The sequence below is a fragment of the Sulfurospirillum sp. MES genome, from assembly GCF_000789415.1.
GTDB lineage: Bacteria > Campylobacterota > Campylobacteria > Campylobacterales > Sulfurospirillaceae > Sulfurospirillum > Sulfurospirillum cavolei.
On the sequence record NZ_JSEC01000004.1, the window covers coordinates 94,348 to 116,048 of the forward strand.

The following is a 21,701-nucleotide window of genomic DNA, read 5'->3' on the forward strand; positions in this document are numbered from 1 at the left end:
CAAAAGGTTCGTATGAAAAAAATAGCCATTATCGGGCTGCCCAACGTGGGCAAAAGCTCGTTATTCAACCGCATCGCCAAACAACGTATCGCTATTACCTCCGATTTTAGCGGCACGACGCGCGATATCAAATCCCATGAAGTCTTCATCGGCGAAAAACCGTGCATTATTTTGGATACCGGCGGGCTCGATCGCTCCTCGGAATTGTTTGCCAACGTTCACGACATGTCGATGGAAACGTCCAAAAAAGCCGACATTTTACTCATGGTCGTTGACGGGAAACGGCTTCCCAGCGATGAAGAGAAAAAGATTTTTTACGCCCTGCAAGCACGCAATAAACCGATCGCGCTTGTTATCAACAAAATCGACAACGACAAAGAGATGGAACGCGCTTGGGAATTTAGCGAATTCGGCGCGGAAAACGTTTTTCCGATCTCCGTTTCGCACAATAGAGGCGTAAGCGCTCTCTTGGAGTGGATCGCCGCGTATCTGCCGACACCGGAAGGATCGATCGTAAGCGAAGCGAGTGAAAGCGACGAAGAAGACGATGACGAGGATTGGGACGAAGAGGACGATTGGAATGAAGAAGAAGAGCTTCCCGAAGCGATCGAAGAAGAAACCGTCCCCGACAACCGCATCAACGTCGCGATTATCGGACGCGTCAACGTCGGAAAAAGCTCGCTACTGAACGCTTTGGTCGGGAAACAACGCGCCGTCGTCAGCAGCATCGAAGGAACGACGATCGATCCGGTCGACGAAGCCATAGAGTACAACGAAAAAATCATCAATTTCGTCGATACGGCGGGACTTCGCCGTCGCGGTAAAATCGAAGGTATCGAAAAATTCGCTTTAATGCGCACCAAAGAGATGCTAGAGCGTGCCAATATCGCTTTATTGGTGTTAGACGCCAGCGAGCCTTTTAAAGAACTCGACGAACGCATCGCCGGACTCGTGGAAGAGAACAATCTCGCATGCATCATCGTTTTAAACAAATGGGACAAAGCGAACGTCGAGCATGAAGAGATCATGAAAGAAGTCAGAGATCGTTTTAAATTTCTCTCTTACGCGCCGCTGATTAGCGTTTCGGCATTGACGAAGCAACGCGTCTCCAAGATCAAAGAGATGCTTTTGAGCGTTTACGAAAACTATGCGCAACGTATTCCGACCGCGCGTCTTAACGAAGTCATCAAAGAAGCGACGATCAAACATCAAATCCCGAGCGATCACGCCAAAGTCGTTAAAATCTATTTCGCGACCCAATACCAAAGCAAACCGCCGCGCATCGTACTGGTAATGAACAAACCGCGATCCTTGCACTTTAGCTATCGACGCTATTTGGCAAACCGCCTTCGCGACACGTTCAACCTCGAGGGCACGCCTATTTTGATCTATCCGCGCGCCAAAGGCGAAAAAGACGAACAAAACGAGCAAGACGATGCTTGATCCAAAAAATAAAAACATCGTTTTTATCGGCTTTATGGGTGTGGGAAAAGGAACAATCGCGCGTGCGTTGATTCAAGCAACCGATCGTTTCGGACTGGACACGGACGATCTGATCGAGAGCATGGAAAACCGAAAAATCAAAGAGATTTTTAAAAAAGACGGCGAAGCGACGTTTCGAAAACTTGAGAAAAAGACTGCCAAATGGCTTCAAAAAAACGTTCAAAATGCCGTCATTTCAACCGGCGGAGGCTTTTTTAAAACCGACAATTTGGACAAAATCGGCACCGTCGTCTACCTTCGCTCTTCGTACGAGGGCATTATGGCGCGACTGCTGACACACGAAAAAGCGGACCTAAAACTTGCCAAACGACCGCTTTTAAGCGACGAGGCAAAAGCTAGGGCTTTGTTTGAAGAGCGTGCTCCTTTGTACGCAAAAAAAGCCGACGTGATGATCGACGTCGAAAACCGCTCTGTCCAAGAGATCGTCGCGGAAATCATCAAAGTTTTAAAATTAAAAAGGATTAAAAAACGATGCGAGTCTTAACGGGAATTCAACCCTCCGGTGCCCTTCATATCGGCAATTATTTCGGTGCGATCAAACAAATGGTCGATTTACAGGAAAAGAGCGATTTGTTTATTTTTATTCCGAACTACCATGCGCTAACTTCGTTAAAAAACGCTCCGGCACTTAAGCAAAACACGCTAGACGCGGCGATCAATTTTATGGCTTTAGGTATCGATCCTTCCAAGTCCACGCTATGGGTACAATCGGACGTCAAAGAAGTATTGGAGCTCTATTGGATTCTCTCCGGATACACGCCGATGGGCTTATTGGAGCGTGCGCACAGTTATAAAGACAAAGTCGCCAAGGGCATTGCCGCCAACCATTCGCTCTTTTCGTATCCCGTCTTAATGGCGGCAGATATTTTGCTCTACGACGCAGACGTGATTCCAGTCGGCAAAGATCAGATTCAACATGTCGAAATCGCACGCGACATTGCCATCAAATTCAACAACGATTTCGGGGAAATTTTTACCGTTCCAACCTTTAAAGTCGAAGAAGAAGTCGCCACGGTTCCGGGTATCGACGGTGCGAAAATGAGTAAAAGCTACGGCAATACGATCGATATTTTTTGCGGCGAAAAAGAGCTCAAAAAGACGATTGCCCGTGTCGTTACCGATTCCACTCCCTTAGAAGAGCCCAAAGACTACACGACATGTAACGTTTTTGCTTTGGCTAAACTCTTTTTGAAAAATGACGAAGTAGAGGCGTTAAAAGAACGTTACGCAAAAGGCGGCGAAGGATACGGGCATTTTAAAGCCTATTTGAACGAATTGGTTTGGAACTATTTTGCAAGCGCGCGCGAAAAACGTGCCTACTTTTTAGACCATCCAAACGAAGTGATCGAGATTTTAGAAGCCGGCGCGCAAAAAGCCCGCACCATCGCTTCTGCAAAAATGAAAATCGTACGCGACCTTGTCGGAATTTATCGTTAGGAACTTTTATGTTAGATATTAAACTGATACAAAATGATTTTGAAACCGTAGCGACCGCGCTTCGCAAGAAAAAAGTCGACGAAAGTCTGTTGGAAAATCTTCGAACGCTCTCGTTGGAGCTTAAAAATGCGCGCATCGTGCTGGAGCCTTTGCAAGCGGAGCAAAACGCCAAAAGCAAACTCTTCGGCGTTTACGCGAAAGAAGGTAAAGACGTGAGCGCACTCAAAGCGGAACTTGCGGACAATAAAGCAAAAATCGCCGAAGCGCAAGAGATCGTTCGGGCATTGGAAGAACAAATGGAAATGCAAGCCTCCGTCATTCCCAATATGCCCTCTTCCCTTGTCCCAGAAGGCGAAGACGAAAACGATAACGTCGAACTCAAACGCGTCTTAGAGCCTCGCGTCTTCTCTTTTACGCCCAAAGAGCATTGGGATTTGGATATCAAACAAAATTGGATCGATTTTGAGCGCGGCGTCAAACTCTCCAAAAGCCGTTTTAGCGTTCTGAAAAACGAAGCGGCACGGCTTGAACGCGCCTTAATTAATTACATGTTGGATTTTAACCGTAAACGCGGCTTTCACGAGGTGTGCGTTCCGTACATCGTCAACCGCGAAACCTTGATGGGAACGGGACAATTGCCCAAATTCGAAGACGATCTGTTTAAAATCGAAGGCGAAGAGCTTTTTTTAATCCCGACCGCCGAAGTACCCGTGACGAATCTCTTTCGAGACGAAATTTTAACGCAAGAAGAGTTGCCTATTAAAATGACATGTTATTCGGCGTGTTTTCGTAAAGAAGCGGGCAGTGCCGGTAAAGATACTCGCGGTATGATTCGCCAACATCAGTTCGATAAAGTCGAGCTGGTCAGCATCACGACGCCCGAGCAAAGCGAAGCCGTTTTTGACGAGATGCTTTCATGCGCTTCCGATTTGTTGACCTCCTTGGGGCTTCCGCACCGCCATTTAATGCTTTGCGGCGGAGACCTCGGCTTTAGTGCCGCCAAAACGGTCGATTTGGAAGTCTGGCTTCCCGGACAAAACCGTTACCGCGAGATCAGTTCTGTCTCCAATACCTTTGATTTTCAAGCAAGACGCGCGAAAATTCGCTTCAAAGATAACGGTAAAAACCGTCTCGTTCATACGCTCAACGGCTCTTCGTTAGCCGTCGGACGTACGTTAATCGCACTGATGGAGAATTACCAACAAGAAGACGGGAGCATCGCGATTCCCGACGTTTTAAAAGAGTACATGTAAGATGGCGGAAGAAGAAGTCGTCATCCTCGAAGCGGATCCTTCGACTCCTACGGAAGAAGGCTTTGCGCCTATCGAAGAGGAAGCTTCCGAAGAGACGGCATCCGAGGAAAATGCAGAAGACGAACTTGCCAAACAAGCGAAAAAACGTCTGCTGATTCTCTTAGTCGCCGCGGGCGTGCTTCTTCTGGCGATTATTATCGCGATCATCGTTATTTTGAAATTAAAATCGCACCCGACGCCTTCTCCCGCGCCGATCGTTAAACACGAAGAAAAACCGATCGTCAAAGAGCAGTTTTCTCCCTCCCGCGTCGATTCGATGATTAAAAAAGCCCATGTGCTTTACGAACAAGGCAACAAAGACGAAGCGTTGAAACTTTACGAAAAAATTGCGACGTATAACGAAGCGATTTCGTATTACAATATCGGCGTCGCCAAGCTCAAAGAACAAAGTTACGCCGAGGCTTTGGACGCCTTTAAAAAAGCGATTCAAAACCAAGAGCATCGCTGCATCAGTGCCATCAATGCCGCCGTTTGCGCTTTGGAAATGGGAGACGCCACGCTGTTTCACTACTACGTCGATTTGGCATACGCGTACCTTCCCGAAGAGAGCAATGCTCCGCTTTATTCCTACTACGTGGGCTTGGTGCATTATTATAAAAATTTTTACGTTGAAGCCTTAAGTGCGCTCTCGCATCCTACCAACGATTTTTACCGCGAAGACCAAAACTATCTTACGTCGAAAATCTTGGCCTCTTTAGCGTACAATCAAGAGGCGTACAAGGATTTGGAAAGCGTTGCCAAAGAGAGCGATCTGTTTACGTTAGGGCTTTTACAGGCAAAACTCGGCGATTATAGTAAAGCCAAAAACTATTTGGTACGCGCGCTTCGCAACGAACCTGAAAATACGCACATCAAAATGGCACTTGCTTTGGTTGAAAATAAACTCGGCAATCTTGCCAACACGGCTTCGCTCATCCAAGAAGTCGCCAAAGTACGTGACGAAAATGCCGCCCCGATTTACAAAATGCACGCAATTTTAAAACCCACGCTCTTTGACGTGGACAAGGCGCAAAGCGAATTTGAAAAAGAGCTTTTCTTCGACAACGAGAATATCTACAGTCTTTTATTTTACTACGCACCGTACAAAGTTTTCGACGCAAAACAGACGATCGATTATATTCGAAAAGGAAGTATGAATATTTTTATCGACGAAATCGGACCGGCTCTTTCGTATTTAAAAGCCAGCTCGACGATTTCCAAAGTCAACATCGCTATCTCCAAAGGCATCAAAAAAGCTCTTGATTTTCACGTATACGAAGCCAACGATCTCTTCTTGAAAATGGTCGACGAATACAAAAACCACTCTATTTTACATTACAATTTGGCGTTGACCTATGCGCAAATGGGCGATTACGGTGCGGCATATCGCCATTTTTCCAAAAGTTACCATCTCGATAACGGCAACTATCTCGCCGGCGTTTTTGCACTCATGAGCGGAAATCTCATCGGCAAAGACATCACGAAACTCAGCGAAGACGTGAAAGAGAGCATTACCAAAAATCCTACGCTCGGGCAAGACAGTCTGTACGCGTCGATGATCTACCTAACAGACGGCAACCATTTTTCGCTGACGCGCTGGCTTGAGCAAGAAAAAGAGGACTCTCCTTTGCATCTTGTCTTAAATATCGTCGCGTCGCAAAAGCTCGGCAACGATCGCTTGTATCGCCTCAATGCGCAAAAGTTACAAGCCTTGCTTCCTAAAGACATTCTTGCCAATATCATCCTGTTTAACATCAAGCACGACAAACAAGAGATCAAACAGTACGCCAAAGCAATTCAAATCGAATTTAATTCGCTACCGTTAGACTACGACGCTTTTTACTACGGCCCCAAAATCGTCAAAGAACAGTACATTAAACTCTTGCAAATCGGCGGATTGTTGCATCAAAAACGCGATTTTGTAGTCAAACGCATGGAAGAAGAGCGCGTCGATATTCCGTCGATTATGCAAACGCTCGCATATTTGCAAATTTATACTAACAATTTTGAAGAGGCATTTGTGCTCTACAATAAACTCATCGACGATTTTCATAAGAAAGATACCTACACCGTATTTCTCGCCTCAGTCTCGGCTATCGGTGCGGGCCATAGCGAAAACGCCATCGCGCTTTTAGAGCTTTCCAAATTGACCGACCCCTCCAACGTGGAGAGTAAGTACGCGCTTGGCTTGCTGTATCAAGAAGTCGGAAATTACGAAGCGGCAACCGCCCAGTACCGAAGCATCGGAAATATCGGTTTTATCTCACAGTATTTTACGTTCGAATTGGTCAAATAACCTTACATGTACGTTTTGACATGTAAGGTTTAAGACTAGGCTAAATGCCTTCTTGTTCCATTTTGTGAACGCTACGCAAACGATCGCGCATCGACATGTAACTGTTAAGTGCCCCAATATAGGCTTTTGCCGTTGCTAGCATCGTATCGACGCTTAGCCCGTGTCCCATAATCGCCGGCTTGCTCTCGTCGAAAACGACTTTGACGATGACGCGCGCCATAGCATCTTTGCCTTGTGAAACCGCATCGACTTTATAATCTTTAAGCTCTCCGCTGACGCCGCATACGCGATCGATTACTTTAAAAATAGCGTCCATCGTTCCGTTGCCGATTGCCGCATCGGTAATCTCTTTACCGTCGTGATTGATCGTCACCGCCGCACTTGGGACGCCTCCGGGAGCACAATCGGAAAGTTGCAAGCGAAGCAACTCGAACACTTGAGGAATTTTCGTAATCTCTTCGGCGACCAACGCACGTAAATCATCGTCAAAAATCTCTTTTTTCTGATCCGCCAAAATTTTAAAACGCTCAAACGCTTCGTTAATTTCATCGTCTTGCAATTCGTATCCCAAGCTTGCCAATTTATCTTTAAACGCATGACGGCCGGAATGTTTTCCAAGAACGATCGAGTTTTTATCGAGTCCGATATCTTTAGCACTCATAATTTCATACGTTTGCGTATGTTTTAAAACGCCGTCTTGGTGAATGCCGCTTTCATGCGAAAATGCGTTTTTACCGACGATCGCTTTATTGGGTTGCGGTTCAATTCCGGTAATCGAAGAGACAAGACGGCTCGTCGGGTAAATCTCTTTGATGTTAATATTCGTCTCGTAAGCACTGAAATGATCTTTACGCGTTCGAAGTGCCATCACAATCTCTTCAAGTGCCGCATTTCCGGCACGCTCGCCCAACCCGTTAATCGTACACTCGATTTGACGCGCACCGCTTTCGACGCATGCAAGCGAATTTGCGACCGCAAGCCCCAAATCGTTATGGTTGTGTACCGAGATGATCGCGCGCGCTCCTACAAATTCGTGTAACGACTTAATAATCGCTCCCATCTCCGTCGGTAAGCGATAGCCGACCGTATCGGGAATATTGAGCGTCGTTGCTCCGGCGTTGATGACGGCGTCTAGCACCTCTTTCATAAAACCGATTTCGCTACGTCCGGCGTCTTCGCAACTAAATTCGACGTCTTCACAAAAAGTTTTGGCGTATTGTACCGCTTCGACCGCTTTTTTAATGACTTGATCCGGACTCATTTTAAGTTTGTATTGCATGTGAATCGGACTTGTCGCGATAAACGTGTGAATGCGATTGAATTTTGCTTTGGAAACGGCTTCGCCCGCCGCTTTAATATCCCTCTCCAACGCACGCGCCAACGAACAGACGCGACTTTTGGTAATCACTTCGCTGATACGCGCAATCGCGTCAAAATCTCCGGGGCTTGCCGCTGCAAATCCCGCTTCGATCACGTCAACGCCGAGCTTTTGCAATTGCAAGGCGATTTGAATTTTTTCTTCCGTATTCATGGACGCACCGGGACTTTGCTCGCCGTCGCGTAACGTCGTATCAAAAATGATAATAGTATTGTCGCTCATAAGGTTATCCTTTAAATGATTGTATCTGTGTTGCTAAAAATGAATGAAAAAAAAGAAAATTAGAGGGAGAGAAGGTTTTGCAGGAGGGCGTTTTTAATCTCAATTTTGGGTAAACATTTAATCGATTTCATAATGCCGATCGCCGTAACGTTTTTCATCGTTTCTCCTTTAAAAATAGCTCTTTTGAAGAAGAGCGTGAAACGCACTTCTTCAGAGTGGACGTATTATACTCAATTTTTATAGTATTTGGCAACGATGAACGTGTAAACGCCTCGTAATAAGCCATACACAAGGTATAGGCTAATCAGAAGCGTTCCGACTTCGATCGGATATAAATACAGAAGCGAAAACGTCGCGACAAGGTACACCAGTGTTTTAATCAGATGACCTTTCTTTAAATCGATCTTCTTGAAACTCGGATAACGAATATTACTGACCATGAGACACGAAAGTCCGCCTAAACCAAACAGCATCAGACTCTCATAGCCGTGAATAGCGGGATATTCTTTATAAAATAAAATCCACATCGCAACAACGACGGCGGCGGTAGGAATCGGAACACCGATAAAAACGGAAGGCTCGACCGTGCCGATCATCACGTTAAAACGTGCCAAACGGATCGCTCCGAAAACGACGAACATCGCACATAAAAGCGAACCGACTTTCCCGTACGCATGGGCGATACTAAAATAAAATAACATCGCAGGGGCAACGCCGAAAGCTACGATATCCGCTAAAGAGTCGAATTCGGCACCGAATTTACTCGTCGCATTGGTCAATCGTGCAACTCTACCGTCAAGTCCATCAAAAATTAACGACAAAAGAATATAAATCGCCGCTTTATCAAATTGTGCATTTGCCGAAGCAATAACGCTAATAACGCCTAAAAAAGCACTAGCCGCCGTAAAAAGATTGGGGAAGACATACATCAATTGCAATTTGTTCCCGTTTTGAACGTTCATCTTAATCCTTATACGCAAGATAGCCGAGCACACTTTGCCCCGCTTTAACCGTGTCGTTTAGAACCACCTTGATACGCGCGTCTAAACTAACGAGCACGGCAATTTCCCCGTCTTTGAGAAAACCCATACGTTCCGTTGCTTTAAAAGAACCGTTTTTGCGGTAAAACACGATAGGATTTCCCCAAGCACCGATGGAACAAACCATATACAGTTGGTCATTTTGTGCCTGACATGTCACGATACTTCGCTCGCCCAATACGGACGACAATGCATGCGAAGGCGGCATAAAAAGACCGAATCGATGTGTCGTTGTAACAACATTCATTGCAAGAGGAGCGCGAATCAATCCCACGTCAAAAAACGATTTTCGAATCACGATACGCAACATCTCTTGATTGTTTTCAAGCGTCGTTTTCGCAATCGACGTTACTCTTCCGTCAATCGGCGAAATCAAAGCGCGCACATCGTCTTCGTCTGCAAGGCGCTCAGGATTACGATAGGAAAAAAGCGCCCATGCAAAAAGCAGGAAAAACAACCACGTCAGCCACGAAAGCACATACGAAAGGAGCAACAACATTCCCGTTAAAACAAGACGGTTCCATCCCTCTTTGGCGATCGGTTGCGTTGTCGTGTATAAAGCGTTACGCATGGCTCGTCGGTTGTTCGTTCAACGGTTTTTCGTGAACGGATTTAGTGTGTTTGAGTTTTGAAGGCATGCCGTTTTCTTCTTCAAACAAAGCAATGACTTCGCGCAACTGCTCTCCGTCAATCGTCTCAAATTCGTTTAATTTCATCACGATGCGTTCGATGCATTCTCGATACTCTTCCAAACGGACTTTAACGACTTCATAACGCTCTTGCAAGGTTTTTTTAATGTGCTCGTCAAGTTTCTCAGCCATTTTATCGCTGTAGTCTTTGACCGTTCCGCCGTTTAAAAACGTATTACGTTGTTTTTCAAGAACCATTAATCCGGCAACGTCGCTCATACCGTAAATACTCACCATCGCTTTAATAATATCCGTCGCTCTTTCCAAATCGTTACCGGCACCCGTCGAAATTTCGCCCAAAAAAACCTCTTCCGCCGCACGACCGGCCAAAAGAACGTCGACTTCCGCCATCAATTCGTGTTTTTGCATCAAAAATTTATTTTCTTCGGGAGTGTTAAGCGTATATCCAAGGGCTGCAAGTCCTCTTGGAATAATCGATACTTTCGAAACGCGTTTTGCACCTTCCGTCGTTTCCGCAAGAAGTGCATGTCCGCTTTCATGGTATGCTACGATACGTTTTTCTTCCGGATTGATACGGCGACTTTTTTTCTCAAGCCCCGCAATTGCACGCTCTACCGCTTCAACAAGATCTTGTTGTTCGACGTACGTTTTAGTCTTACGTCCCGCAAGAAGCGCGGCTTCGTTAATAATATTAGCTAAGTCCGCACCCGCAAGACCCGCCGTTAAGCGTGCAATTTCTTCAAGATTAATATCTTTTCCTAATTTAATATCGACGACATGTACCTTTAAAATATCTTTACGGCCTTGAAAATCGGGCTTATCGACTAAAACCTGTCGATCGAAACGTCCCGGTCGCAAGAGTGCGGCATCCAATACTTCGGGTCTATTCGTTGCCGCTAAAACGATCACGGGAGACTTATCCGAACTAAACCCGTCCATTTCCGCTAAAAGCTGATTGAGCGTTTGTTCTCTTTCATCGTTACCGCCCATCATACCGCTAGCGGCTCTGCTCTTACCGATCGCATCGATTTCATCGATAAATACGATCGCCGGTGCTTCTTTTTTAGCGTTCTCGAATAAATCGCGTACGCGGCTTGCGCCTACACCTACGAACATTTCGATAAAGCTTGAACCCGAAACCGAGAAAAACGGCACGCTTGCCTCTCCCGCAACCGCTTTAGCAAGCAAGGTTTTACCCGTACCCGGAGGACCTACTAAAAGCACGCCTTTAGGAATTTTAGCTCCTAAGTTCATATAACGATCGGGGTATTTTAAAAAGTCGACGATCTCTTTGACCTCTTCTTTAGCTTCTTCGACCCCGGCAACGTCTTCGAATTTGACTTTCGGCTTTTCGGAGTTGACGAGTTTTTTACTGCTCCCCATACCCAAAATTCCTCCGCCCATATTTTTTTGCATACGATTGGCTAAAAACATCCAAATACCGAAAAAGACAAATACGGGTAAAACCCATGAGAAGAGAATCTCGGTAAAAATATTGGATTCGTTATAACCGCCGTAACTAACTTTTTTTTCATCCATCAACGGAATCAACGTACTGTCTTCGCCGACTTTTTTAACGACATATACGGTTTTTTGTGCACCTTCGTTGGAAAAAGCTTTGATCGTCGTTTGTCCGATCGCCACATAGCTGATTTGGCTGTTGCGGATCAACTCTTTAAGTTCGTAATAACTAATGGTACGCGTTGCACTGTTTTGAACGTTGAAATTAGCCGCCATACCGTTGTCGCTCGTACCGCCGGTAAAATTTTTAAAAAGTAAAATAACGATTATGGAAAAAATCGCAAACATTAAGAGAGGATTTTGGTTGAAAAAGTTATTTTTTTTATCGTTTTTATTTTCTGGGTTGGGATTCATCTATTTCCTTTGTAAAACGAGCGTAAACCACTCGTCTTTTTGGTACTTTTCAACAAGGTGCATTGTCGTAAATTTATGCTCGACCTTATCGATGTATTTATCTAAAATGCCGGAAAGTATCAAAAGACCGTTTTCGTTGACCGCACTTTGCAAGTCGGAAGCCAACATGATTAATACGTCGGCGATAATATTAGCGACGACGATATCGTATTCGCGTTCTCTTTTTTGTACCGAACCCGTCCATATCGTTTGAAACGTCGCATGATTGCGTTGAAAATTTTCACTCGCCGAAAGCGTCGCTTGTTCATCGGTATCGCATAAATCGACTTTAGCACCTAATTTAGAAGCCGCTATCGCTAAAATCCCGCTCCCGCATCCGACGTCAAGTAAAGTCATATTCGGTTGGACATAGCGTTGTAAAAGCAACAAACATCCGTAGGTCGTCTCATGGTGTCCCGATCCGAATGCCAACGCCGGATCGATCACGACATTGATTTTGTTCGGATCGTCTTGTACCCAGCTGGGATGAATGTATAAATTTTCGACATAAAGCGGTTGAACGGAATTGCGATACTGCGCGATCCAATCTTCATTCTCACAAACCGACAAGGTACTTTCAAGCGTTATAGAACGATCTAAAGCGAGAGAGAGTTGTTGGGCAAACGTTTCCATACCGAAGCGAATCGTCTCAAGGTCTTCTTCGCTACGCAAAATCATCGTACCGTCTTTTTCTTCAATAGCCTCATCGCTGAGGCTCATCAAACAATCCATAAAAAGGGAGTATTCGCTACTAGGGGTTAAGGACAATTCGTTATAGGTTTGTTTCATTCAGATTAACCTAAAACATCCTCGAGTTTTTCTTTTAAGACTTGGGGCGTAAACGGTTTGACGATATAGTTATTGACTCCGGCTTTAAGCGCGGTAATCACTTCGGCTTTACCGCCTTCGGTCGTAACCATGATGATCGGCATATTTTCGTATTTTTTTTCGGCACGCACTTTGCGTACGAGATCAAGTCCGTTCATCTCAGGCATATTCCAATCGGTAATCAAAACGTTTACATCCGGAGTTCTTTCCAAAATTTGCCAGGCTTCTACGCCGTGTTCTGCTTCTAACACGTCATCAAACCCCAATCTCTGTAAAGTGTTTTTTATAATACGGCGCATTGTCGAGCTATCGTCTACTACAAGCAGCTTCAATGTCACTCCTTTAACTTTAAGGTTTAGTCTTCCATTCTAACGAACTTTAGTTTGAACTTAGTTTAAAGCACTCTTTTAAGAGCAACGGGCAAAGGCTTCGCGTAAGTCCAAAGTACCCTCGTAAAACGCTTTTCCGATGATAACGCCGGCGACTTTACGCGAGTGTTTTAGTAAAACTATATCGTCCAAATTTTTAACGCCTCCACTGGCAATCGTATCGATCCCCGAAGCTTCCGCAATGGAAAGCGTAAACTCCGCATTAACGCCGCTTAACATGCCGTCTCTCCCGACATCGGTACAAATAATTGCCTCCACGCCGGCATTCGCAAATTCTTTGGCTAAATCCGTCGCCAACATCGTCGATTTTTCCGCCCAACCTTCCACTGCGACAAAACCGTCGATCGCATCGATGCCTACGACAATACGGTACTTTCGACACATCTCTTTGACGAAAGCGGGATTTTTAAGTGCGACGGAGCCCAAAATAACCCGATCGATTCCAAGATCGACATAACGTCGAATCGTCTCTTCGTCGCGAATTCCTCCGCCCAATTCCAATTTGAGGTTGCATTTCTTACGAATTTTTTGAATTTGCTCCATATTGCGCGGTTCACCCGCAAACGCACCGTTTAAATCGACCAAGTGAACCCATTTTGAGCCCATTTCTTCAAACGTTTTTGCCACTTCCCACGGTTCGTTCGAATAGACCGTAGCACTTTGCATCAGTCCTTTTGTCAAGCGTACCGCTTTGCCGTCTTTTAAATCAATCGCCGGTAAAATTTCCATCATAACTCCACAAAATTCTTTAAAATAGCCAAGCCGTTTTCATGCGACTTTTCAGGATGCGGCTGAAACCCGTAGATATTTTCTTTTTGAACCGCGCTCGCAAACGCATAGCCGTACGTCGTTTTTCCGATTTGATATTTTTCGTCGCACTGCACATGAAAGCTGTGCACGAAATAGAGGTAAAAGCGAGGTGCCATCCCCTTAAAAAGCGGCGTATCTCGCACCACTTCAAGCTCGTTCCAACCCATATGCGGTACTTTAAGGTGTTGAGAAAAACGCGTCGTGTCAAATTTAACGACTTCCCCTTCAATGAGTCCTAGTCCTTGCGTTTTTCCAAATTCCGTGCTGGCTTCAAACAACAGTTGCATCCCCAAACAGATACCTAAAAGAGGCTTTTTCGTTGAGGCAAACGCTTTGACGGCTTCATCCATCTCGCGCTCTTTTAAACACGCCATCGCATCTTTAAAAGCACCTACACCCGGAAGAATAATCTTGTCGTAACCTTCTACATGTGAAGCGTCTTTCACAATTTCGATACGCGTACCGAGTTTCTCAAACGCGTTGGTAACGCTTCGAAGATTGCCCATATTGTAATCGATTAAACCTATCATAATTCTCTCTTTTGATTCACGGATTTCACGTAAAACGCCAAACCAAACAGTAAAAACGTCACGCCTCCGATGAGATACACCGCATTGACGATATGCGACGCGTCGATAATCGCAAATTTAAACACCAACATCAACGCCTCGATCGCCAACGCGATAATAATCGAGCCTAAAAAACGCACCATCGTTTTATGCATTCCGGAGGTATCGTCTTTTTCGTTACGCCCTAAAACTTCCTCTTCAAAAATGGTTTTTACCAGATCGAAAATTGCCAAAGAGAGCGTAATCAAAATGGTCGATTCGAACATCGCTTTAATATCCAAAAGCTCGAAGGCAAGTCCGTGCATAAACAAACTTCGCATACCGTTAAAGAGCAATAAAAGTGCAATTGCCAATAAAGAGATTGAAAAAAGCGTGTAAATGAATTTCGACGTTTTGCCGAATCCCGACTGCAACGATGAAGGGTGGGCAATTTTTAAGATATGTTCCAAAGAGACGTCGATACATGCAATAAAACGTAACGCTCCTTGTTCATCGTAAATCGGATACGACGCTGTGACGGTTAAGTCGTTCGTTAACGTCGAGGGGTAAGGATCGCTTAAAACGCATCGTTTTTCACGCACCGCACGATAATAATAGGATTTACCGCTACGATTTTGTCCGAGCCCGCCTTTTTTATGTGGATCGTCGGTGATATTGTTAATGACTTGTTCGCCTTTGTAATCCAACAGGTACAAGGCTTCAAAATCGTCGACTTCATGCACGATTTTATCTAAGCTCGCGGTAATCACGTCCAGATTGGGTTCTGGCATGCGATTGGGTATATTACGCGTAAAAAGATAGCACAAATAGGCTCTTGCCCGCGTTCTCACTTCGGAGAACTGCTGTATTTCTCGAATGACCATCACATCTACCTTTTTATTTTTCGTAATTGTAACTAAATTTTCAAACGGTATATTTTAGCATACGGTTCTAAACTAATCGGCTCAAAAAACCGCCCGTCCGCATTTTCCAAAACAAAAAGTTGTATATACGTCGATTCGAACATAGCGTTGTCGACGATTAAAAAGGTATTATATGGCTGCATGTAGATTACATTGAGTTCACCGTTGGGATGAAGCGATTGTTGTTGCTTCACAAAGGTACCGCGCTCGTCGTATCCCGTTTGAATGAAGGTACGAACGCCAACTTCGTTACTGCCGATTTTTAACGCTCCTTTTTCTTTATCCAAAGCGATACCGTTTCCGAGTTGAAGCAACTTAACACCGTCTTGAAAACGACTGGTTTCATAGAAAAAAGGATGGCGAACCGTTTTGCCGCTCATAATATCCAAGTTGCTAAATTGTGCGACGGTCGGAAAAATACTGAGCATGCGAAACGGTAAATAAAAGTAGATTTCACGCGTTTTTTGGGGTAAGTTCAAAGGCGTTTGCAAAGCATCTAAAAAATCATTTGCATTGTTAAAACCGTAATCCAAACTCATTTGGGCGGTATTGTTGATGATCTTTTTTGGCTGCTCTTTCGTTTTCGTTTCATTTTCTTCGGCCGTTACAAAGGCTTTTTCGGTGTATTCGACTTCCAAGCGGGCAAGTCGTGCCGCGCTTTCTTGATCGTTGGTAAGCATAAAACTGACAGGGAAATTGACATCGCCCTCATGCTTGCCACCATCAATCAAGGTTTTCGCGTCGGCGTAGTAGCGAATCGGATAACCATAATCCCACCATGCCACAACATAATCTTCTCTACCCGCACTCTTTTTAAACGCATCAAGCTGTTCGACTTCCGTTTTATTCATGACCGTCGGCACGCGATAATCGATGACATGTAAAAGATTGGGATACAAGATACCTAAACTTGAGAGAATCACAAAGCTCGATTTAACCAACCCCCCAAGCCGTGCATTGATAAAAACTCCCGAGATATAAGCGCTACATGTAAAAAGCAAATACGCCATTCCTAAAGCACATACGGGAACCGCATAAATCGTAAAGCGAAGCCCTCCCCAAAGGGCTAAAAAACCAAGTCCCAACAATGGCAAGCCTAACAGCATCGCAGGGTATTTTTTGACCATCAAACCATAGCCGATAAGAGAAAGAATAAACGTAATCGTATGCCCGCTAATGCGCTCCGCAAAGGTAGTAAAGTCGATTTGTCCCGCTTCGCGTACGGTTTGGATCACGGAAAAAAAATGCAAAGGCAAAACATCTTGCGTCATCTCGATAGTATCTTTAAAAACATACAGTTTAAGCCTAACCCAGATAGGTTCTAACCCGCCGCTGAGGATAAAAAGCACTCCTGCCGCTGCTAAAAGATACCCGATATACGGTTTGAATCTTTCGTATTTAAAACCGATGTAAACACTGATGACAATTCCTAATCGTACTAAACTCGGCAATCCCATCATCGCAAAAAGCATGATCGTTAAGAGTTTAAAATTGAAAAGATTTTTACGATCAAAGATCAACGCATAGGCTAAGATCAATCCAAAATACGAAAATTCCAACGAATAACTTTGCGGATACCACCAACGATAGGCAATAATTTCGAGTGCCGTCATTAAAAGGTATTTTTCTTCGCGTGTCCGCAGCGCTAAAATCAACGACCATAACAAAAAGGTCGGAAAAACGATGTTGAGCATGTCAGTATCGTAATACCCGATCATCGTTCGATTGTAATAACTCACCGCAATCGAAGCAAGAAGCGCCGCTAAAAAACCCATCTCGATCATTTTAAAGTGGTGTGCGATCAGCATTACGGGGATGACAATCAAAGATCCAAGTACGGCAGGCATATAAAAGATGATCGTTTCAAATGAAAAAGGCAATATTTTAGCGGCAACATACGTCAACCAAGGCGCTGCTTCCGAAATGGGAGAGAGATTGTGCTTCGTAAACGAACCGCTCAAAAGATCCCTCGCGCCCTCCGCCCAAAAATAGCCGTCATTCGTGTTAATCATAAACTGCCCGGCAAATTTAAAGCTTTCAAAGTCGCTAAACTGATACACCCAAATTAAACGTACACAAAAACTAAAGGCAAATGCAAACACAATAAGATATGCAATGATATAAATGTCTTTTTGATTACTTAAATATTTCATACCTTATCCCTAATGTACGTTATGATGAAATTCGGGTACGATTTCTTGAAGTTTTTGGATTTGATCGTTACATGTCAACAATTCTTCAATATCCGTGCAAAGTTTATCGATGGGATATACCGTTTTATTGGTCACCATAATCGACTCATAAGCTGTCTTTTTATCGCTCTCGTGAATGAGTAGTTCTTCATACAGTTTTTCACCCGGGCGAAGCCCACTAAATTCAATCGCAATCTCTTTTTTACCTGAGAGATCGATCATTTTTTGTGCCAAATCGGCAATTTTAACCGGTTCTCCCATATCTAAGATAAACAGCTCTCCACTCTCTCCAATGGCGCCTGTTTGAAGGACTAATTCACACGCTTCGGGGATCAGCATAAAATAGCGCGTAATCTCAGGATGTGTCACCGTAATAGGGCCTCCTTTTTCGATTTGCGCTTTAAATTTTGGTATGACAGAGCCGCTACTGCCAAGAACGTTACCGAAGCGAACCGCTACGATCTGCGTCTCTTTCGCATCCACATTTTGAGCATACAACTCGCAAATGCGTTTGGTTGCACCCATCACGTTTGTCGGGCGTACGGCTTTATCCGTTGAGATCAAAATAAACTTTTGCACCTTATGCTTGATGGCAAGATCAATGCAAATTTTAGTCCCTAAGACATTGTTTAAAATGCCCTCTTGCACATTGGATTCAACTAAAGGAACGTGTTTATAAGCTGCCGCATGTACGACAATTTCCGGCTTGTAGGTATCAAACGCTTTATCCATGAGAGCTTCATTCCATACGCTTTGCATTATCGGCACCAATTGATCGCTTTGTAACTCTTCCATCAACTGATAGAGATTAAATTCACTGTGATCGATTAAAATAAGCTTTTTAGCTCTATACTTCAGGCACTGGCGAACAATTTCGCTACCGATACTTCCACCGGCACCCGTAATCATAATGGTTTTATCTTGAATGAAGCGAGAAATCTTTATCTTATCAAGATCTTTAGGATGCCTTGCCAAAAGATCTTCAACCGTAATCTCTTTTAGCTGATGGGATAAAAAGGTATCGGATAAAATCATGTCCAACGGGGGCAAAATTTTAATCTCATGAAAATAGGGTTTGAGTTCTTCATAAATCGCATTGATCGTTTTAGGCAAAGTTGACGGTATAGCGATCAAAAGTAGATCGTACTTACTTTCGCCTAGCTTTTCTTTTAACCCTTCTTTGGAAATAATGCGAACACCGTCGATACTGCGTTTTTGAAGCCGTTTGTCGTCATCAACAAAATAACGCATTTTATACGACGTATTGCGGTACTCTTCTTCGAGCTTCAATCCCGATTTTCCGGCTCCGTAAATCACCAGCGTTTTATTTTTATATATACGACTGTGATTGACCCAAAAGTAGTAAAAGTACATCACAAAGGTGATCGAGAAAAGGTAAAAGAACAGCTCCGAGAGCAAAAGGGCCAAACGAACATGGGTATAAAAAAGCGGAGCATAAACGCAAAAAGCGGCAAGATAAACAAGGCTTTTGAGTAGAAAAGTCTTCTGGGTAACCTTAGACCACGAGAGGGAATAGTCTTTAAACAAGAAGATGGACGCGACGATGCGTACCATCATCACAACACCGATCACTTCAAATTGCACAGGATTATGAAAGATCCAATAGGTCCATAAGAAAGTTACCAAGGTTAAAACAATGATGACCAAAATATTTAAAATTCGTTTATCGAGTGTTCGGAACATTATTCAAACTTCTTTCGTTGATCCACAATTTTCATAGCGCCATACAGCACTAAAACCGCTACCGTAAAATATCCAATCACATTGCTTGGTTGAGTGAACGCACTATACCCTAAAATCACTAAAATGAGATTAATCCCCATGGCAAAAATGACAACCCGATCGTGTGCAAATCCGCTTTGGACTAAACGCTGATAGGCATGTTTACGGTGCGCTTGGGAGAGTTTTTCACGGTTTTTAAAACGGCGGATAAGCGTAAGCGTTGCATCAAACCAAAAAAGCCCAAACAAAATGATCCAAACAAACAAAGAGACGCCGTTATTTTGATAATAAATCGAAAAGATTGCTACGGTATACCCTAAAAGCGTACTACCCACATCACCCATAAAAATTTTGGCTTTATGCCAATTCCACACCAAAAAGCCAGCCACGGAAGCGATTAAAACGAAGAAATGATCTCCACCAAACAAAAGCCACCCTGAGATGGCTAAAAAGATCGCTTCGCTGCCTGCATAGCCATCAATGCCATCTAAAAAATTGTAGAGATTGATAAACCACATGATGCCTAAAAAGGCCAAAGTATTGGTTATGAAGGGATTTTCAAGCACCCAAAATCCAAAATCAATGCACGAAAGCCCGCCAAGCGCATAAAGCCCTGCGATACTCACCATTGCTTGCACCAACAATCTGACTCTCGGAGATAATTCGTAAAGATCATCCATGTAACTCACCAAAGAGAGCACACTGCCGCACATCAAGGCATAAAATAATGAGGGCTCAAGCACTTTACATATAAAAAAGTAAATGAGCCCCACAAACCATGTTAGAGCAATCGCAATCCCCCCACCATGCGGTGTGGGCGTCGTGTGAGAGCTGCGTTCGTTGACGGTGGCAAGCAGTGATTTTTTAAGAGCATACTTGCGAATAAAATAGGTTAAAAAAAGTGATGCCACAAAAAAGAGAAGATAAATCATTGCGCCTTACCTTGAATCATTAAAGCGATACCTTCTTGCGTCGAATAGGGATTTTTAAAACGCAAAACTTCTTTGGTTCGGCTATTGTCGATGGTTAAGCTCTCAAACAGCCTTTGGTAAAAAGAGGGTTTAATGTGTTTCAAAAAGAGTGCCAAAACGGGGAGTTTGATCAAAAAAAGTTTTTTCTTTTGAGCTTTTGCAAGTGCTTGTATCAACTCCGTAGTCGAAAGCGGTACATCATCGCCGGCTAAATAAATACCGCCTTTGCATTGATCTATAAGGGTATCAAGCAAGGCACATACATTGCCGACATAAACAAAACTTCGTTTATTATCAATACCTCCCAAAGGCAAAAGGGGCATCGTGTCAATCAGTTTCATCAAATTTTGCATATTGGCTTTAACACCCTTGCCGTAAACAATGGGCGTACGAATAATCGAAACCGTAAAATCCTCATCTGCTAACGCCTGAAGTTCTTGCTCAGCTTTTAATTTACTTCGCCCGTAAGCATCTTTGGGATGGCATGGACTTGCTTCCGTATAAGCAACATCGCTCTCTTCGCCGTAAACTTTTACCGTACTCATAAAAATAAACTGTTTAGCACCGCTCCCTTTTGCTTTTCGTGCCAATTGCACCGTCTGTTCGACATTGACTCTCTCATAAGCTTCTTCACTTGCACCACCCATCTGGTGCACTAATGCAGAGAGATGAATGACGGCCTCTACATCTTTTACATGTAAAGTTTCTATATCATCTTTTAAAAATGAAAACGTCTGAAGTGTATATTTATGCGCATACTCTTTTTGAAAATAACTTCCAATAAAACCACGCGCCCCTGTTAGTAAAAGCTTCTTCATCGCTTTAAAAGTCCTAATAATTTTTGAGGATATTTGGAAAGAATCTTCCACCAATTCGTTTCAATTCCATTTTCAGCGCATGCTCGTAAAATTTCTTGATTGATGACAATATTGCTTTTAACATTTGTCGTACTTACTCCTCCCGTTCTCATTTTCACAATAGGCAGTTGTAAATAAAAATAGCTTATGGCATATTTTCCTAAAAAACGTGCTAACAACTCGTAATCCGCTGCTATTTTATAGTCCGTTTTAAAGTATCCGTATTTTTCATACACCTCTCTTTTTACAAAGAAAGTAGGATGTGCGGGCATCCAACCGTATGCAAATTTTGCCGGACTAAAATAGCTACTGTCATAATACCGTACAACTTTTTCGAGATTCTCCGGTTGAACATAGACCAAATCTGCAAACATACTCTCAACAGAGTGTGTTTCAAAAATAGCCACAACCTTTTCGATAACATCTTCACCCATATACATATCATCGCTGTTCAAAATACCGACAATATCCCCCGTTGCAAGCTTCAAACCTTTGTTCATGGCATCATAAATTCCCTTATCGGGTTCACTGATACATTTTGCGATTTTAGACCCGTAAGAGCTTATGACATCCAGTGTGCCGTCCGTACTTTTACCGTCAATGATAATATATTCAATGTCGGGATATGTTTGTGAAAGTACCGAATCAATCGCACTTTTTATCACATGTGCATTGTTGTACACAACCGTAATAATAGAAACTTTCATT

General features: G+C 43.7%; 19 protein-coding genes. 5 read left to right on the forward strand and 14 right to left on the reverse strand.

The genetic code is table 11. From position 1 onward, the window contains the following. Nucleotides 1-12: 12 nt before the first annotated feature. The 5 genes from der to OA34_RS08080 are packed head-to-tail and all read left to right on the forward strand — an operon-like array spanning nucleotide 13 to nucleotide 6,528. Entirely contained in the window at nucleotides 13-1,443 is a 1,431-nt protein-coding gene (gene der / locus OA34_RS08060; RefSeq protein ID WP_039674201.1) for a ribosome biogenesis GTPase Der, read from the forward strand. Further along, nucleotides 1,436-1,987 (forward strand): shikimate kinase, encoded by a 552-nt coding sequence (locus OA34_RS08065; RefSeq protein WP_286682925.1) that lies wholly within the window; start codon nucleotides 1,436-1,438, stop codon nucleotides 1,985-1,987. The genes der and OA34_RS08065 overlap by 8 nt, the downstream gene beginning before the upstream one ends. Then, entirely contained in the window at nucleotides 1,975-2,940 is a 966-nt protein-coding gene (gene trpS, locus OA34_RS08070) for a tryptophan--tRNA ligase (RefSeq protein ID WP_039674203.1), read from the forward strand. The genes OA34_RS08065 and trpS overlap by 13 nt, the downstream gene beginning before the upstream one ends. 8 nt (nucleotides 2,941-2,948) lie before the next feature. Continuing rightward, on the forward strand, nucleotides 2,949-4,193 hold the full coding sequence (gene serS, locus OA34_RS08075) for a serine--tRNA ligase (RefSeq protein ID WP_039674205.1): 1,245 nt from the start codon (nucleotides 2,949-2,951) through the stop codon (nucleotides 4,191-4,193). 1 nt (nucleotide 4,194) lies between these two features. Next, nucleotides 4,195-6,528, forward strand: a complete 2,334-nt coding sequence (locus tag OA34_RS08080; RefSeq protein ID WP_039674207.1) for a tetratricopeptide repeat protein — start codon at nucleotides 4,195-4,197, stop codon at nucleotides 6,526-6,528. A 40-nt stretch (nucleotides 6,529-6,568) separates the two neighbouring features. On the opposite strand, the gene OA34_RS08085 is transcribed toward OA34_RS08080, so the two are convergent. The 14 genes from OA34_RS08085 to OA34_RS08150 form a co-directional block, all read right to left on the reverse strand. Further along, nucleotides 6,569-8,128: a 2-isopropylmalate synthase gene (locus tag OA34_RS08085; RefSeq protein WP_039674209.1), complete on the reverse strand. Its 1,560-nt coding sequence runs from the start codon at nucleotides 8,126-8,128 to the stop codon at nucleotides 6,569-6,571. Between the two features lie 230 nt (nucleotides 8,129-8,358). After that, a complete protein-coding gene (gene pssA / locus OA34_RS08090) occupies nucleotides 8,359-9,090 on the reverse strand; it encodes a CDP-diacylglycerol--serine O-phosphatidyltransferase (RefSeq protein ID WP_039674211.1) in 732 nt (243 codons plus the stop codon). A 1-nt stretch (nucleotide 9,091) separates the two neighbouring features. Then, on the reverse strand, nucleotides 9,092-9,739 hold the full coding sequence (locus OA34_RS08095) for a phosphatidylserine decarboxylase (RefSeq protein ID WP_039674213.1): 648 nt from the start codon (nucleotides 9,737-9,739) through the stop codon (nucleotides 9,092-9,094). Continuing rightward, nucleotides 9,732-11,693: an ATP-dependent zinc metalloprotease FtsH gene (gene ftsH, locus OA34_RS08100; RefSeq protein WP_286682926.1), complete on the reverse strand. Its 1,962-nt coding sequence runs from the start codon at nucleotides 11,691-11,693 to the stop codon at nucleotides 9,732-9,734. Before ftsH ends, OA34_RS08095 begins: the two co-directional genes overlap by 8 nt. Beyond that, entirely contained in the window at nucleotides 11,694-12,521 is an 828-nt protein-coding gene (locus OA34_RS08105; protein ID WP_039674215.1) for a 50S ribosomal protein L11 methyltransferase, read from the reverse strand. Nucleotides 12,522-12,526: 5 nt separating this feature from the next. Next, nucleotides 12,527-12,892 (reverse strand): chemotaxis response regulator CheY, encoded by a 366-nt coding sequence (locus tag OA34_RS08110; RefSeq protein ID WP_039674217.1) that lies wholly within the window; start codon nucleotides 12,890-12,892, stop codon nucleotides 12,527-12,529. A gap of 75 nt (nucleotides 12,893-12,967) precedes the next feature. Then, complete coding sequence (hisA, locus tag OA34_RS08115; protein WP_039674218.1) at nucleotides 12,968-13,678, reverse strand: 1-(5-phosphoribosyl)-5-[(5-phosphoribosylamino)methylideneamino]imidazole-4-carboxamide isomerase; 711 nt, start codon at nucleotides 13,676-13,678, stop codon at nucleotides 12,968-12,970. Beyond that, entirely contained in the window at nucleotides 13,678-14,289 is a 612-nt protein-coding gene (gene hisH / locus OA34_RS08120; RefSeq protein WP_039674220.1) for an imidazole glycerol phosphate synthase subunit HisH, read from the reverse strand. The genes hisA and hisH overlap by 1 nt, the downstream gene beginning before the upstream one ends. Next, nucleotides 14,286-15,191, reverse strand: a complete 906-nt coding sequence (locus tag OA34_RS08125; protein ID WP_039674222.1) for a PDC sensor domain-containing protein — start codon at nucleotides 15,189-15,191, stop codon at nucleotides 14,286-14,288. The genes hisH and OA34_RS08125 overlap by 4 nt, the downstream gene beginning before the upstream one ends. 32 nt (nucleotides 15,192-15,223) lie before the next feature. Then, nucleotides 15,224-17,383: an STT3 domain-containing protein gene (locus tag OA34_RS08130; protein WP_039674224.1), complete on the reverse strand. Its 2,160-nt coding sequence runs from the start codon at nucleotides 17,381-17,383 to the stop codon at nucleotides 15,224-15,226. Nucleotides 17,384-17,392: 9 nt separating this feature from the next. Beyond that, complete coding sequence (gene pglF / locus OA34_RS08135; protein ID WP_039674226.1) at nucleotides 17,393-19,126, reverse strand: UDP-N-acetylglucosamine 4,6-dehydratase (configuration-retaining); 1,734 nt, start codon at nucleotides 19,124-19,126, stop codon at nucleotides 17,393-17,395. Further along, nucleotides 19,126-20,097: an MraY family glycosyltransferase gene (locus OA34_RS08140; RefSeq protein WP_039674228.1), complete on the reverse strand. Its 972-nt coding sequence runs from the start codon at nucleotides 20,095-20,097 to the stop codon at nucleotides 19,126-19,128. The genes pglF and OA34_RS08140 overlap by 1 nt, the downstream gene beginning before the upstream one ends. Beyond that, a complete protein-coding gene (locus OA34_RS08145; RefSeq protein ID WP_039674229.1) occupies nucleotides 20,094-20,954 on the reverse strand; it encodes an NAD-dependent epimerase/dehydratase family protein in 861 nt (286 codons plus the stop codon). The genes OA34_RS08140 and OA34_RS08145 overlap by 4 nt, the downstream gene beginning before the upstream one ends. Next, nucleotides 20,951-21,700: a glycosyltransferase family 2 protein gene (locus OA34_RS08150; RefSeq protein WP_039674319.1), complete on the reverse strand. Its 750-nt coding sequence runs from the start codon at nucleotides 21,698-21,700 to the stop codon at nucleotides 20,951-20,953. The genes OA34_RS08145 and OA34_RS08150 overlap by 4 nt, the downstream gene beginning before the upstream one ends. Nucleotide 21,701: the final 1 nt, after the last annotated feature.